Genomic DNA, 14072 nt, shown 5'->3' on the forward strand with positions numbered 1-14072 from the left:
GTAAGTAATGTTTTTGACCAACGTCAATTCTCTCGAAGAATGCGCTCCGCTTCCTGGTCGATATTTTCGAACTGGCCACGATAGACCGCCCACCAAAGACCGAGCAGCACGAGCAGCACCAAACCTACGGACAGCGGGATGAGCACATACAAAATATCCATGGAAGTTCCTTGAAGATCAGGCACGCATCGGCGCATGGACGAGGGAAGTGCATTGCGCCTGTGCCTCTACCAGTGGCGCGAGCGGCGGCATGGCACGCGCCAGGCGCGCCGCGTTGAGCACCACCAACAAGGAGCTTGTGGCCATGCCCAGGCCAGCGAGCCACGCCGGCATCCACCCAGCAATGGCCAGCGGGACGCACAAGGCGTTGTAGCCAGCCGCCCACCAAAGGTTTTGCCGCACCACACGCAGCGTCTTGCGCGCCAGCACGATGGATTGCGCAATCAGACGCAACTGCCCGCCCAGCATCACGAAATCGGAACGCAAGCGCGCCAGCGGCACAGCGCTACCGAAAGCGAAGGAGACGTGGGCAGCGGCGAGCACGGGGCCATCATTCAGCCCGTCACCCACCATGGCGACGCGATGCCCGCTTGCCTGCAAGGCGCAAAGCGCAGCCAGTTTGTCGGTCGGCGTGCAATCGCCCCGCCAATTGGCAATACCCGCCCGCCGCGCCACGCGGCCTACCGATGCAGACCGATCGCCCGAAAGCACCTGTACTGCAATACCGGCTTGTGCCAACGCACACAGCGACAACCCGGCATCACCGCGCAATTGCTCGTCCAATTCAAAACGTGCGCTCAGGCGACACGAAGCGGCGTCTTCGGCCCAGCCCATGCACACCTGCACGCAGTCACGCTCAGGCAACGCCACGCCCACATGCGCGGCAGAGCCCAGCAGCAGCGTCCGTGCCGGACCGGTGCCGCCGATAGTCCGAACTTGCGCGCTGAGGCCCCGCCCCGGTATTTCGACAACCTCGCTCACGTCCCAAGACGGAGCGCCTTGCGGCAAGGCTTGCTCCGCAGCCGCCACCAGCGCACGCGATACCGGATGCAGCGAGTGCCGCGCCAGCGCTGCCGCCAGCTCCAGCGCGGTTGAAGGCGAGAAGCCGCCCGTCGCCTCGGTGTGGCGCAGCACCATGCGGTCGAGCGTCAGCGTGCCGGTCTTGTCAAACACCACCGTATCAACGCCAGCCAGGGTTTCAAGCGCCTGCAGATTGCGCACCAGAACGCCTTCGCGCGCCAAGGCACCAGCGGCCGAGAGCATGGCCACGGGGGTGGCCAGCGACAGTGCGCAGGGGCAGGTAACAATCAACACCGAGACCGCCACCATCAGCGCGTGCTGCGGGTCGCGCGGCCACCACCACAGCAGAGCCGCCAGAGCTGCCAGCAGCACGAAAACCAAAAAGGGCCGCGCCACACGGTCAGCCAACTGGGCCAGGCGGGGCTTCTGCAGCGAGGCGCTTTCCATCAGCGCGACAATTTCGCCAAAGCGCGTGTCGGCGCCCAAGCGAACGACTTCCATCTCCACGGCGGCTTCCAAGTTAATGCTGCCCGCACAAACCGATGCCCCCACGGTGCGCCAGCGCGGTGCGGACTCGCCGGTCAGCAAGGCCTCGTCCACCCGAGAACTGCCGGCTGTCAAACGCCCATCCGAAGGGAACGCCTCTCCGGGCAGCACGCGCACCACGTCGCCCACTGCAAGGCGGCGCACCGGAACGCGGACAAAGCTGCCGTCGCCGCTGCGTCGCTCGATGCTGTCCGGCAGCCGGTTCATCACGGCTTCGAGCGCGCCGGCAGTACGCTCACGCAGCCGCAGCTCCAGCCAACGCCCCGTCAGCAGGAAGAAGACAAACATGGTCAGTGAGTCGTAGTACACCTCACGCCCAAACAAGCCCTCGGGCTGAAAGGTGCCCAGCGTACTCACCCCGAACGTGATCGCCATGCCCAAGGCGACTGGCAGGTCCATGCTGATGCGGCGATGGTAGACATCTGCCAGGGCGCTGGAAAAAAATGGGCCGCAGGCAAACAGCACCACCGGCAAGGTAATGACCCAGGAGGCCCAGCGCAGCAGGGACTCCATTTCAACGCTCAGGTCACCAGGCTGCGCGATGTAGGCCGGCCACGCATACATCATCACCTGCATCATGCAAAAGCCCGCCACCAGCAAACGCCACAGTGCACGGCGGTTCTCGCGCACGCGTTGCGCGCGTGCCGCCTCATCCACTGCAGGAAGTGCACGGTAGCCCGCTTTGCGCACGGCATTCAGCCATTGCGAGGGCCGCGTGGCATCCGCAGCCCACACCACGCGCGCGCGCTGGGTCGCGGCGCTGACATCGACCTGCTCAATTCCGGGGACCGCGCGCAGCGCGTCTTCTATGGTCAAGGCACAGGTTGCGCAATGCATGCCCTCGATGACAAGATGCGATTCCCAGTGATTGCCTTCGCCTGCAGACTCCACCGGGCGGCCAAACGCAGGCCACTCCGCAGGGTCGTCGAGCAAATTTTCCACGCTGTGGAGCTGCTCGGCAGAGACACCTTGGGCTTGCGGCAGGGGTGCCGAAGTTGCTGGTACCGAAAAACTCTTTGACATGGCGCAAGCTTAACCCACACTACTTTCATGGAATTGACTTGAATCAAGTCCGAGAGCGCACTCGGCGCCTACGCTGTGCCCATTGTTGTGTTCATCCAAGAGGCCTCTCATGTACCAGCGCATTCTCGTTGCCACCGATGGCTCCGATCTCTCCAAAAAAGCGGTGCAAAGCGCCCTGTCCCTCGCGGCTTTGACGGGCGCGACGCTGGTGGCGCTCAAGGTGGTGCCGCGCTACCCGCGCAGCTACATGGAGGGCGCATTGCCAGTGGACGCCCAGAACGTCAAGCAGATCGAAGCGCAATGGACCGCAAACGCCCAAACAACGGTAGACGCCATCAAGGCCGATGCAAGCGCCCAGGGTGTGACGGCCAAAGCAGTGGTGGCCAAGTCTGATCTGGTGGCCGAAGCGGTGATTGCCGCGGCCAAGAAGCACAAGTGCGATCTGATCGTCATGGCCTCGCACGGCCGCAAGGGCATCAAGCGCCTGCTTCTGGGAAGCGAAACCCAGCATGTGCTGACGCATTCGCATATCCCCGTGCTGGTGCTGCGCTAGGGCAATTCTAAGGCGCCGCTGCGCCACCTGCGGGTGGCGAAATTTCAAGTAAAAATAGCTGCTAGCGCTTATAGGGTAAGCGTTAGCAGCTATTTTTTTGATAGTCCTCCACACCGTACTGGCGTGCGAGTTCGCGCATCGCCTGCTGTGCCGGACGTGCCAGGCAACGCACCAGCCATTGCGCGCTCAGTGGGTGTGCTGCCAGCAGGGCGCGTGCCGGCATGGCCCAGGCGAGCACGCTGGCGACGCACAGGTCGGCCACGGTAAAGCGGGTACCGGCCAGCCAATCTCGGCCGCGCCCATGCTGAGTGCGCAGTTCCGCCTCCAGTACGGCAAGGGGGACGTTGAGGCGCCTTTCCGCAGCGGCCGCCAGATCGCTCTTGCGCTGGGCTTCTGGCATGACGCGCCGGTGCATGAGCACGGTCAGGGCATCTTTCTCCAGTTCGGTCACCGTCCAGAAACTCCAGCGCAAGGCCTGCGCGTCTTCCTCTGGCGTCGCAGGGCTGATCCCCACGCCATCGGGCTTGCCGTGGTAGCGCGCAAGGTAGAGCGTGCAGGCCATGCTTTCCCACAGCACAACCTTGCCCTCTGGGCGTTCATCGACCAGCACGGGGATATGCCCGTTGGGGTTGAGCGCCCGAAATTCAGCGCTGCGCGTGGCACCTTCCTGGTAACGCAGGGGTACATGGTCGTAGGCGAGGCCCAGTTCCGTGGCGGCCCAGAGGGGGCGCACGGCGCGGGATGCGGCAATGCCGTAAATGGTGAGGGACATGGCACGTCTTTTGATGGGTGAAGGCCGTCCGTTCGCGAGGCACAAGGCACAGTCCCCTCTCCGTCGGCGGCAGCGCGTCGAGAATACCTGAGGGCCCACGCGCGCGCCCTGGCGCCACCACGCCGCGCTTTTGATGCAGCGCAATATCGACCAGCATCCGCGCGGTGAGGCCGTTCAAACGCCCGCACGCCCACAGACAATACAGGCCCTGTGACTTTGCACCGCATCCCCAAACACCGCTACCGCGCGGCCAGCCTGCTTGCACTGCTGGCTGTGCTGGCGCAGCTGTGGATGGTGCAGCTCAGCCACCAACATCTGGCGGCGCAGGCATCGAACTGGCTGCAATGGGGGGAGGTTTGCAGCACGCACAGCCCCGATGCCCCGGCGCCAGACGACACCGGCCACCCCATGGGCATGGGCGGCATGGACTGCCCGGTCTGTGCGGTGGCGGGTACGGGGATGGCGCCCGTGCCGGCGCCCGCGGTCGTTGCCTTGTTCGCTGCGCCGGCAAGTTCTGCACCTGCCTGGCTGCGCGCTGCGCGTCTGCCTGCATTCGAGCGCGGCGTGCGGCCACCCGCGCAAGCACCTCCTGCGGCGCTGAGCTGAGTTTTCGGTTTTTCGGACGTGTTCCCACGCAGCCGCGCTGGGGGCACTTGGGCGCACACGCCCGCCTTTCCTTATTTTTCGAATGGATTCGCATGCACCCCCTTGCCTTGCTTTCACTGCGCTCACGCGCCTGGCCCACTGCCGCATTCCCCCTCCAACCGCTGTGCGCCCTGCTGGCCGCCCTGCCCTTCGCCTGTCTGGCGCAAGAAGCCTCCTTGCCTGCCGTAACGGTGCACGCCCCCCACCAGCAAGCCCCCGCAGTGCTGCCGGACCAACCCACGCCAGAGGAACTGGCTGCCCAGCGCGCCACCAGCGCCGATACCGCCAGCCTGCTGCAGAACATTCCGGGCCTGAGCCTGCAAAGTGCCGGTGGCATCTCCAGCCTGCCCAGCGTGCATGGCATGACGGACGACCGCCTGCGCATCCAGCTCGACGGCATGGATCTGGTGTCCTCTTGCGGCAACCACATGAACCCGCCGCTGTCGTATGTCGATCCTTCACGGGTGTCCGCCGTGCGGGTGTTCACCGGCACGGCGCCGGTCAGCGTGGGCGGCGACAGCATTGGCGCCAGCATCCAGGTGGAGACGGCGCCCCCGGTCTTTGCCGCGCCCGGCCAGGGCCACCTCATGAGCGGTGAAATCGGCACCTGGGCGCGCAGCAACGGCAACGGCTTTGGCGGCCATGCCAGCGCCACCTACGCCACCGAGCAACTGAGCCTGCGCTACGACGGTTCAACCGCGCAGGCCGACAACTACTACGCCGCACGCGCCTTCAAGGCCGCCGGCCCGGCCGGTGCCGACAAGCCGGGCCGCATCCTGGCCGGCGACGAGGTCGGGTCGAGCAGCTACAAGGCACGCAACCAGTCACTCTCGCTGGCCTTTCGCGGCGACGCCAGCCTGTTGGGCCTCGAAGTCGGTATGCAGGACGTGCCCTACCAGAACTTCCCCAACCAGCGCATGGACATGACGCGCAACGACAGTACCCACGTGAACCTGCACTACCAGCGCAGCTTTGCCTGGGGAGAGCTGCAGGCGCGTGCCTGGCACGAGCAGACCCGGCATTCCATGGACTTCGGCCCGGACAAGCAGTATCGGTACGGCGTCGCCACCGGCATGCCCATGGACACGCGCGGCAGCACCAGCGGAGCCAAGCTCTCGGGCGACATTGCCCTGTCGGCGCAGGACACCCTGCGCGTGGGCACCGAGGCCTTGCGCTACCGGCTGGACGACTGGTGGATGCCCTCGGGCGGCGGGATGGCGCCCGACATCTTCCGCAACATCGCCGATGGCCAGCGCGATCGTTTGGACGTCTACGGCGAATGGGAAGCGCGCTGGAGCCCCGCCTGGGTGAGCCAAATCGGCCTGCGCAGCAGCCATGTGCGCAGCAACAGTGGCGAGGTCCAGGGCTACAACGCGAGCTACGGCGCCGACGCGGCCGCGTTCAATGCCACAGACCGCAGCCGCAGCGACCAGAACCTCGATTTCAGCGCCCTGGCGCGCTACACACCCAACGAGAGCAGCAGCTACGAATTCGGCTTCTCCCGCAAGACCCGCTCGCCCAATCTGTACGAGCGCTTCGCCTGGTCCACGGGCGGCATGGCGATGCGCATGGTCAACCTGGCCGGGGACGGCAACGGCTACGTCGGCAACCTCAACCTGGCGCCTGAAACTGCCCACACGCTGAGCGCCACCGCCGACTGGCACGACGCCAGCGGCAAACGCTGGGGCGTGCGCCTGACACCCTGGATCAGCCAAGTGCGCAACTACATCGATGCCGAGCGCTGCAGCGGAGGCAGCGGCATGATGAGCGTCTGCAACGCCGCCAACCTTGCGGCCCAGCAGAAATTCGTCTACCTGCGCTTTGCCAACGCCGATGCGCGGCTCTGGGGCATGGACCTCTCCGGCTTCCTCGACCTGGGCCGCAGCAACACGCTCGGCGATCTGCGCCTCGATGGCGCCATCAGCCAGGTGCGCGGGCACAACCAGGACACCGGCGACGGCCTCTACAACACCATGCCACTCCATGCACGCCTGGCGCTGACGCAGCAAAGCGGCGCCTGGAGCAGCACCGCCGAAGTGCTGCTGGTCTCGGCCAAGACGCGCGTTTCTGCCCTACGCAACGAGCTACCCACCGCCGGCTATGGCCTGCTGAACCTGCGTGCCAGCTACCAGTGGCAGCAGTGGCGGTTTGATGCAGGCATCGACAACGTGGCGAACCGCTTCTACGTCCACCCGCAGGCCGGCGCCTACGTCGGCCAGGGCGCCACCATGGGCGGCACGGCAGTGCCTTGGGGCGTCAGCGTGCCGGGCATGGGGCGCTCGTTCAAGCTGGGCCTGACGATGCAGTTCTAAAACCACCCCATACGGAACTATAAAAATAATAGCTGTCTGCGCTTATGGTGATTGCGCTAGAGGCTATTTTGGCGTTAAATTTTTTACTCTGCCGGCGGTGCCGATGCACAGAGCTTGATACTGGCGTGTCCACAGTCGGGACATACCGGCTATTCTGGAAGCGTTGCACGCCACCGGGCGTCCACGCTTTCAGGAGAACCCCATGAGCCAAGAACTGACCACCGCCCAAATGAACGAACTGCGTGCCTTGCTGCTGGCGCGCCGCGCCGATCTGCTGGTGCAAATGGAACAGAACCGTGAGAACCTGACACCACCCAGCCAGGACGAAGGCGCCGTGCTGCAGCGCAACGTAGCGCGCGAAGTGGACCAGACGCTCACCGACATCGACGCCACCGACCTGGTGCGCATCGACCAGGCGCTCAAGCGCATGGACGAAGGCACTTACGGCGAGTGCGGGGAATGCGGCTGTGCCATCCCCTTCGAGCGCCTGAAAATCGAACCGCAGACGCAGCACTGCGTCACCTGCAAGTCGCGCTGGGAACACCAGCACACGGGCCGCTGAACCTTTGGCGGCTGGCTCTTTGGCATAGGAGGTGTTGCCATGAAGACCTTGAACTGCGTTGCTGCGTTGCTGCTGGGTTCCTTCGCGGTAGCGCCCACCTTGGCCGCCGGCCCACCCAGCGCACCTCCGACAGGCGCCACAGCCCTCACCCCCACAGCCGATGGCAGCGGCGTGCTCGACCCACGCGCCCGCACCGTGTGGGCGCGCTGCGTCGAAGGCATGCAATGGAGCGGCAGCACCTGCAGCGGCCGTGCCTTGCTGCTCACCCGTGCCGAGGCCACGGCCCGTGCCAAGGCCCGCAGCACGGCAGACGGGCATGCCTGGCGCCTGCCGCGCAGTCTGGAGCTGCGCCGGCTGGTGAACAAGCAGGCGACACCGCCAGGCGTGGATGCCCAGCTGTTCCCCGCTGCCCCGGGCGGCATGTACTGGTCCGGCACGGCCAATGTGCGCCAGCTCTCGGTGAACCCCTACAACTACGGCAACATCGAAAACGGCCTGACCAAGGGCGGCACTCGCCTGGCAGCGCTTGAAGGCTGGGCGGTGGACATGGACACTGGCGAAGCCTTTGGCGACATCTCGCGCGCCAGCAAGCTGCCGGTGCGGCTGGTGCACGGCGCGGACTGACCGGCCGGCTCTGCGCCCCGCTTGCCCGACAATCGCGCATGCCCTTTTTTTCCGCCGAACCTGCCTATCGCCACGGCACCCCGACACGCACCGCTGTGCTGCTGTGCAACCTGGGAACGCCCGACGCGCCCACGCCCGCAGCGCTGCGGCGTTACCTGGGTGAATTCCTCGCTGACCACCGCGTGGTGGAAATCTCCAAGCCGCTGTGGTGGCTGATCCTGCACGGCATCATCCTGCGCACCCGGCCCGCCAAATCGGCCGCCAAGTACCGCAGCATCTGGACCGACGGGGGCTCGCCCCTGGCCGTATGGACAGAGAAACAGGCCAAGCTGCTACGCGGCTGGCTGGGCGAAGCCGGCGTACCAGTGCTGGTGCGCCACGCCATGCGCTATGGCAACCCGTCCATTGCCAGCCAGCTCGACGCGCTCAAGGCCGAGGGTGCCACACGCATCCTTGTACTGCCGCTGTACCCACAGTATTCGGCGACCACCACCGCCAGCGTGTTCGACGCGGTCTACGCCTGGGCCGCGCGTACGCGCAGCGTGCCCGAACTGCGCTTTGTCAACCATTACCACGACCATCCCGGCTACATCGACGCGCTGGCCAAAAAAATCGAGACCCACTGGCGTGAGCATGGCCAGGGCGAGCAACTGGTCATGAGCTTTCACGGCGTGCCCGAACGCACGCTGCACCTGGGCGACCCCTACCACTGCGAGGCGCGCAAGACGGCGCGCCTGCTGGGCGAACGGCTGGGTCTTGCAGAGACGCAGCTGCGCGTCACCTTCCAGTCGCGCTTTGGCAAGGCCAAATGGCTGCAGCCCTACACCGAGCCGACGCTCATCGAGTTGGCGAAAAGCGGTGTGCGCCGCGTCGATGTGGTGTGCCCCGGTTTCACCAGTGACTGCCTGGAAACGCTGGAAGAAATCAACCAGGAGGCGCGCGAAGCCTTCCTGCACGCGGGCGGCGAGCAATTCCATTACATCGCATGCCTGAACGACAGCCCGGCGTGGATGGCGGCGCTCTCCGACATTGCGCAGCAGCACCTCGCCGGCTGGCCGCTGCAGCCGGCCAACCCAGGTCTGCGCGACGCCTCGCGCGAGCGCGCCCTGGCCTGCGGCGCGCGCGACTGACCACGGGGCGCGGGGTTAACCCCCGGCGACAAGCGCCTGCAGCAACAGGCTGGCGATGCGCTGGCCGAGCGCCTCGCGCCGTGCGTCCGGGCTGGCGGCCAGCGCAGAAGCCTTGGCCACTTCAGGAAAGCCACGCGCCGGCGCCAGCGCCTGCACCACGGCTTGCAGTTCGGTCTGATCCCCACTCTGGGCAGCAATGGCCAGCCGCGCAGTAGCGGCATGGCCGCGACGCTCCAGTGCGCGCACCAGGCGCAGCAGGCTGTCCGCCAAGCCCAGCAGCACGGCGTCTTCCAGGGTGAGCTCCTCGACACCCTGCAGCTTGTGCCTGAGCTTGCGCGGCAACTGGCTCCAGCCCTGGCTGACCACTCCGCCCACTGCAGCCCCCAGTGCCGTGGCTGCACCGAGTGACATGCCAGCCAGCGCGACATCGGCGGCGAGCCCCACGGCCGCACCTACCGCAGCCCCCGTTCCCAGCTTGCGTCCGGCGTCCTGCAGGGTTTGGGGGTGGAAAAGATCGGCTTGCCAGCGCCCACTGGTCCAGGGAGACAGGGCCAGGTCGGCTTCATCCGGCCTAAAACCGTACACGCCCAGGATGGCCTGGACCACCTGCTGGGTGTGCCCGGCGAGGGATTTGCGAAACTGCGCCACCGCCTGCTCCCGACCGGCGGGCGCTTCCAGCTCCGCACGGGGCACCGCCCGGCGCTGCGCCGCCGCGTGCACCAACAGGCGAGCCACCAGCGTGGCAGCGGCCACGCGCCGGGCCTGCGCCTGGCGATCGAGCTCGGCGACCACGGCCTGCAGTTCAGCCTGGCGCGGCCGCAAGAGCACGCACAGATCCTGAAACAGCTGCCGCTCCGCACCCACAAAGGGCGCCACGGCGTCGAACTGCATCCATACGTGCAGGTTGAAGCCCGCCAGCACGTCGCGCCAGCCATCGGCCCGAGCTCCCGAAGCCGCAATGAAGTTGAGCACCGGCATCACCGGCCGCGCGCAGGCGCAGAGCAGCTCGATCTCGCTGCGGTATTTGGGCAACACGTCCTGGCGGCAATCGATGACGTACACCGCAGCGTCCACCTCCAGCATCTTGCGCAGCACCTTGGCTTCCTGCTCGTAGGCAGCGTGCGCCTCGGGGCCGGCAAGGAAAGCGCGCACGCGCTCCACCGGATTGGCAAAATCGCCGGGCAAACCCGCCATGTAGTGCTGCAGCGCCACAGCGTCTTCCAGGCCGGGGGTATCGAAGAAGCGCACCGCAGCGCGCCCGTCGACGTGCAGATCGATGCGCTCCACATGGCGCGTCGTACCAGGGCGGTCCGACACTTCGCCAAAACTCTGTTTGCGCGTCAGCGTGCGCAGCAGCGAGGTCTTGCCGACATTCGTGTGGCCGACCACCGCGATTTCTATCGGCTGGCTCATGGATGCGCCTCCACCCAGCGCGAAGCGTCGGCGAGGCCGTCAAAAACACTCCAGGCACCCAGCCCGCTGGCATCCATCCAGGCATGCCAGCGCTGCAGGCCCGTCGCACCCGCACCCGCACTCTCGCCCGCTTCGCTTGCGCTGCGTAGGCTCAGCACCAGGGCACAGTGCTGTGCCGACGCAGCCGCTTCGCGCAAAAAGCGCGCCACGCCACGGTCGGGTGAGGCCTCGGCATCGCACACCACGACCAGAATCTTGGGCTGCAACTGGGCCAGGCGCGCATGCACCTCGGCTTGCTCTGCCATGCTGCCTGCAATGCGGGCCACGAATGACGCACCTTCCCCCAAGGCTTGCGGTGGCCAGGGCACGCTTGCAGGCAACTCAAACCCCACGACGGCCTTGGCGGTGCCATACCCGGTTCTGTTGCGCATCGGAGCCACCATGTGCTCGGTGCCGGGTTCCTCCGCGTCGGTCACCTCGGCCGGCTCCAGCGCCTGCAAGCGTGCGAGCAACTGCTGGTAGTAGGGATCGGCGAGCGGCAGGCCCATCCGCCGCGCCGCCCGCCTGACCACCAACCAGCACCACAACGCGCACAGGGCGCGTGGCAACAGGCCGTACAGCGCCACGCAGGAGAGCAACCACCAGGCAGCCTCCCGGGCGGGCCACGCACCTGCGGTCTGGGCGCTGTTCGCCAGCGTTGGAATGGGAACGCCCAGCCAGGCTGGCAAGGCCCCGGTCACGCGGGCAAACGCCGCAAACCAATCCGGGCCCAGGATGGTGGTTTCCCAGGTCAATCGGTACTCGCGAAAGGCGAAAGCGAACAGCAGACCGCCCAGCAGGAAGACAAAGCCCAGCGCCCAGACCGCATGGCTCACCAGGCCGAAGGCCCAGGGAGCAAGACGCTCACGCGCCAGCAGGCGCACGCCGGCGCGCACCAGTGGCGCTGCCTGTGGCCCACGCCAGAAGGGCAAGCGCAGCGCGAGCCCGGTCAACAGGCGCCCCAATGACAGCGAAGCGCCGGCCGAACTGCTGGCGGCACGCACCAGCCACACAGAACCCAGCCAGAACAGCAGCGTCAGCAGGTGCAGGCCCAGCGTGGAGACCAAGGCACTCGCCGCATTGATGCTGCGCCCATCGGTCAGTACGGCAAAAAGCAGGCCGTTGGCCAAGGCGAGCACGGCCGCTGCCGCCAACACGATCAGCAGCCAGGCGGCCTCGTGCCAGCGCGTCAGTTGCGCCACCAGCCCAAGGCGCTCGCCCAGCAGCCAGGTGCGCTCGTGCAGCTGTTCCCGAGGCGCGGCATGGCAGCGCTGCGCACGGGCCAGCTCCTGGGAATCGTCAAGCGGGCCATCCTGCTCGATCAGTTGCAGCGCCTCGGCCAACCAAGCCGTGGCAAATGGCGAGTGCGCGATCCGTGTCATGCCGAAAAAATGCGGGCGCCGCTGCCTGGCAAGGCAGCGGCCAGGCGATGTCGCGCCTTCGTCTGACAGGCACTGCGCCGCATCCGGTGTGAAATGAAGGCTCCGGTGCGCAACCGCACCCCCCCACCGGGCCCCATTCCCCACGGAGCACGACCATGAAACGCCTCAGCCCACAACGCTTCGCTCCCAAGCATTCGCTCGTAGCATTCGTGGTGGCGGTGGCCCTCGCCCTGGTCGCCTCTCTGACGCAACTGCTGCCCGACATCACCGCCCAGTCGGCAGACGCCATGTCCAACTTGCCCGACGGGTTGGGCTTGGCGATGCCAGACGCCGGCACCAAATAAGCCTGTCCACCCACGCCTAATCAACGCGGGGCTCCTGGGCTGCGATGGCCGCACGGCGGCGAAGGCGTGCGACCTCGTCCACCTGACCGGCACGCTCGGCAAGCCCGATCTGCACTCCCAGCCAGGCCAGCAAAGGCCGACGCCAACCTTGGTGAGATGCCGTCTCCACCGCCAGTTGCACCACTTGTGGCGATGCGGCCCCGCGCACAAAGGCCGCGCCCGCAGCCACCATGCGCGCAAGCGGCTCTTGCTGCGCCGCAATAGCGGCAGCGACCTGCTGGGGCGCCGCAGCCGCCGCCGCGCGCTGCGCCTTGGGCAGCCGCGCCACATCCGCCGGGCCTGCCTGGCCCGAAAGGTAGCGCGCGTACGCTTGCTCATCGGGCGTGGCATCGACTGCCAAAGCCTGAAACGCAGTGCAAGGCCCTGTCACCAGGCTCGCAACCTGCGCCGCACAGCGCAACAGCTCCAGGCGCGCCAATTGGGCCGCATCGCCCGTACGCGATACCTCACTGCGGGCACGCGCGAACTCAGCGCGCTCAACGCGTTGATTGCCTTCGAGGTACGCCTGCACGCCGCGTTCGGCGGCGCCATGGGCATTCAGCTGCCAATCCGGCGTAGGCGGCTTCGAGCTGCACGCGGCGAGCGCCGACAGCAGGCCAGCAGCGGCAGCGCGAATCCACGGTCTGGCCAACGGCACGCACTTCATGGCAGCACCATCTCTTTCTCGCGCGCAAAAGGCCAGCGCCGGTTGATGTCATTGACCAGGCTGTCCACCTTGCGCAGGCTCGCCTCGACGTCGGCGCGCAGCGCCCCCAGGTCGGTCGTACCCTCACGCACGTTCGCGCCCACGGCCTGGGCCTCCACCAGCACCGCATCCACCTTGGTCAGGCTGGTGCGTGCATCGGCCAGGAGCTTGCGCAATTCGACCACCGTGGCGCGCGCCTCGGGCATCACGCCCTCTTTGCCAAAAACCTGCTCATCGGCGTGGGCCGCCATGCGGTCGATGCGGGCGAGCAAAGCGTTGGTGCGGTCCAGCGTTTGCACAATTTTCTTGGCGTCGGCGTCGCCCCCCATCAGCACGCTCAGTGCCCCGCCTGGGCCTTGCAGGCGCTCGGTCAGCGTGCGCACATTCCCAAGACTCGCACCCAGCGCCGCATCGGGGTCGGTCATGGCGGTCAAGTTGCCGAGCAACTCGCGGGCCGACGCCATCAATTGCGGAATTTCCGCCGTCGCGTCGCCACGCAGGACGGGGCGCTCAGCGCCATCCTGCAGCGGCGGGTCGTTCATGATGCCGGTGTAGGCGCGAATGCCGGTGCCCCCCACGATGCCACGCACCAGGGTGAAGACACTGGACTGGCGCAGCCAGTGGGCATCCTTTTGGGGGACGTCGATCAGAATGCGCGCGCTGCCGTCGGTGGCCAGCTCAATGCGGCGCACGCGGCCGATAGGGAAGCCCGAGAAGGTCATGTCCATGCCGACCACCACGCCTTCAGAGTCGTCGGCCTTCAGTACCAGGCGCTGCGTGGGCTCAAATGCGCCGCGCGCATAGAGCAGGTACAGCGCCGACCCCACCACCAGCAGCAGCGTGAAGACCAGCAAGGCAAAGGCCTTCAGACGCAAATGCGCCACCGGGCGAATCAACTCGTCCTGGTGCAATGCGGCATCTAGTGGCGGGGGTGGGTTCTCAGAGGTCATGCAATACGAAAA

14 protein-coding genes are annotated in these 14072 nt (G+C 66.7%); 7 read left to right on the plus strand and 7 right to left on the minus strand.

All coding sequences use genetic code 11. The features are described from left to right. Positions 1 to 23: 23 nt before the first annotated feature. Complete coding sequence (gene ccoS / locus D3F03_RS03520) at positions 24 to 161, minus strand: cbb3-type cytochrome oxidase assembly protein CcoS (protein ID WP_119107944.1); 138 nt, start codon at positions 159 to 161, stop codon at positions 24 to 26. 16 nt (positions 162 to 177) lie between these two features. Continuing rightward, a complete protein-coding gene (locus D3F03_RS03525; RefSeq protein WP_119107945.1) occupies positions 178 to 2589 on the minus strand; it encodes a heavy metal translocating P-type ATPase in 2412 nt (803 codons plus the stop codon). A gap of 109 nt (positions 2590 to 2698) precedes the next feature. On the opposite strand from D3F03_RS03525, the gene D3F03_RS03530 reads away from it, so the two are divergent. Further along, a complete protein-coding gene (locus D3F03_RS03530; protein ID WP_119107946.1) occupies positions 2699 to 3142 on the plus strand; it encodes a universal stress protein in 444 nt (147 codons plus the stop codon). An 82-nt stretch (positions 3143 to 3224) separates the two neighbouring features. Here D3F03_RS03530 and D3F03_RS03535 read toward each other — a convergent pair whose 3' ends face one another. Further along, complete coding sequence (locus D3F03_RS03535) at positions 3225 to 3914, minus strand: glutathione S-transferase family protein (RefSeq protein ID WP_119107947.1); 690 nt, start codon at positions 3912 to 3914, stop codon at positions 3225 to 3227. Positions 3915 to 4124: 210 nt separating this feature from the next. On the opposite strand from D3F03_RS03535, the gene D3F03_RS03540 reads away from it, so the two are divergent. The 5 genes from D3F03_RS03540 (at position 4125) to hemH (ending at position 9187) form a co-directional block, all read left to right on the plus strand. Next, positions 4125 to 4520, plus strand: coding sequence for a DUF2946 family protein (locus D3F03_RS03540; RefSeq protein ID WP_119107948.1), 396 nt, complete (start codon positions 4125 to 4127; stop codon positions 4518 to 4520). Between the two features lie 92 nt (positions 4521 to 4612). Further along, positions 4613 to 6871, plus strand: a complete 2259-nt coding sequence (locus tag D3F03_RS03545; protein ID WP_119107949.1) for a TonB-dependent receptor — start codon at positions 4613 to 4615, stop codon at positions 6869 to 6871. 202 nt (positions 6872 to 7073) lie between these two features. After that, positions 7074 to 7433, plus strand: coding sequence for a TraR/DksA family transcriptional regulator (locus D3F03_RS03550; protein WP_119107950.1), 360 nt, complete (start codon positions 7074 to 7076; stop codon positions 7431 to 7433). A 39-nt stretch (positions 7434 to 7472) separates the two neighbouring features. Continuing rightward, entirely contained in the window at positions 7473 to 8057 is a 585-nt protein-coding gene (locus D3F03_RS03555) for an Lcl C-terminal domain-containing protein (protein WP_119107951.1), read from the plus strand. Positions 8058 to 8095: 38 nt separating this feature from the next. After that, the gene (gene hemH / locus D3F03_RS03560; RefSeq protein ID WP_119107952.1) at positions 8096 to 9187 is read left to right on the plus strand and encodes a ferrochelatase; all 1092 of its coding nucleotides are present in this window, start codon (positions 8096 to 8098) and stop codon (positions 9185 to 9187) included. Positions 9188 to 9202: 15 nt separating this feature from the next. Here hemH and D3F03_RS03565 read toward each other — a convergent pair whose 3' ends face one another. Next, a complete protein-coding gene (locus D3F03_RS03565; protein ID WP_119107953.1) occupies positions 9203 to 10600 on the minus strand; it encodes a GTPase/DUF3482 domain-containing protein in 1398 nt (465 codons plus the stop codon). After that, positions 10597 to 12021, minus strand: a complete 1425-nt coding sequence (locus D3F03_RS03570; RefSeq protein WP_119107954.1) for a DUF2868 domain-containing protein — start codon at positions 12019 to 12021, stop codon at positions 10597 to 10599. Before D3F03_RS03570 ends, D3F03_RS03565 begins: the two co-directional genes overlap by 4 nt. Positions 12022 to 12176: 155 nt before the next feature. Between D3F03_RS03570 and D3F03_RS03575 the strand changes: the two genes are divergently transcribed. Then, positions 12177 to 12365, plus strand: a complete 189-nt coding sequence (locus tag D3F03_RS03575) for a hypothetical protein (protein WP_119107955.1) — start codon at positions 12177 to 12179, stop codon at positions 12363 to 12365. A gap of 16 nt (positions 12366 to 12381) precedes the next feature. Here D3F03_RS03575 and D3F03_RS03580 read toward each other — a convergent pair whose 3' ends face one another. Together D3F03_RS03580 and D3F03_RS03585 are read right to left on the minus strand one after the other, a co-directional pair. Next, positions 12382 to 13071 (minus strand): hypothetical protein, encoded by a 690-nt coding sequence (locus tag D3F03_RS03580; protein WP_119107956.1) that lies wholly within the window; start codon positions 13069 to 13071, stop codon positions 12382 to 12384. Beyond that, the gene (locus D3F03_RS03585) at positions 13068 to 14060 is read right to left on the minus strand and encodes an MlaD family protein (protein WP_119107957.1); all 993 of its coding nucleotides are present in this window, start codon (positions 14058 to 14060) and stop codon (positions 13068 to 13070) included. The genes D3F03_RS03580 and D3F03_RS03585 overlap by 4 nt, the downstream gene beginning before the upstream one ends. Positions 14061 to 14072 lie beyond the last annotated feature (12 nt).

The organism is Simplicispira hankyongi, assembly GCF_003570885.1.
Lineage (GTDB): Bacteria > Pseudomonadota > Gammaproteobacteria > Burkholderiales > Burkholderiaceae_C > Simplicispira > Simplicispira hankyongi.

Coding starts and splice junctions, on each gene's coding strand:
- ccoS (WP_119107944.1), bottom strand. CDS start 161: ATGGATATTTTGTATGTGCTCATCCCGCTGTCCGTAGGTTTGGTGCTG.
- D3F03_RS03525 (WP_119107945.1), bottom strand. CDS start 2,589: ATGTCAAAGAGTTTTTCGGTACCAGCAACTTCGGCACCCCTGCCGCAA.
- D3F03_RS03530 (WP_119107946.1), top strand. CDS start 2,699: ATGTACCAGCGCATTCTCGTTGCCACCGATGGCTCCGATCTCTCCAAA.
- D3F03_RS03535 (WP_119107947.1), bottom strand. CDS start 3,914: ATGTCCCTCACCATTTACGGCATTGCCGCATCCCGCGCCGTGCGCCCC.
- D3F03_RS03545 (WP_119107949.1), top strand. CDS start 4,613: ATGCACCCCCTTGCCTTGCTTTCACTGCGCTCACGCGCCTGGCCCACT.
- D3F03_RS03550 (WP_119107950.1), top strand. CDS start 7,074: ATGAGCCAAGAACTGACCACCGCCCAAATGAACGAACTGCGTGCCTTG.
- D3F03_RS03555 (WP_119107951.1), top strand. CDS start 7,473: ATGAAGACCTTGAACTGCGTTGCTGCGTTGCTGCTGGGTTCCTTCGCG.
- hemH (WP_119107952.1), top strand. CDS start 8,096: ATGCCCTTTTTTTCCGCCGAACCTGCCTATCGCCACGGCACCCCGACA.
- D3F03_RS03565 (WP_119107953.1), bottom strand. CDS start 10,600: ATGAGCCAGCCGATAGAAATCGCGGTGGTCGGCCACACGAATGTCGGC.
- D3F03_RS03570 (WP_119107954.1), bottom strand. CDS start 12,021: ATGACACGGATCGCGCACTCGCCATTTGCCACGGCTTGGTTGGCCGAG.
- D3F03_RS03575 (WP_119107955.1), top strand. CDS start 12,177: ATGAAACGCCTCAGCCCACAACGCTTCGCTCCCAAGCATTCGCTCGTA.
- D3F03_RS03580 (WP_119107956.1), bottom strand. CDS start 13,071: ATGAAGTGCGTGCCGTTGGCCAGACCGTGGATTCGCGCTGCCGCTGCT.
- D3F03_RS03585 (WP_119107957.1), bottom strand. CDS start 14,060: ATGACCTCTGAGAACCCACCCCCGCCACTAGATGCCGCATTGCACCAG.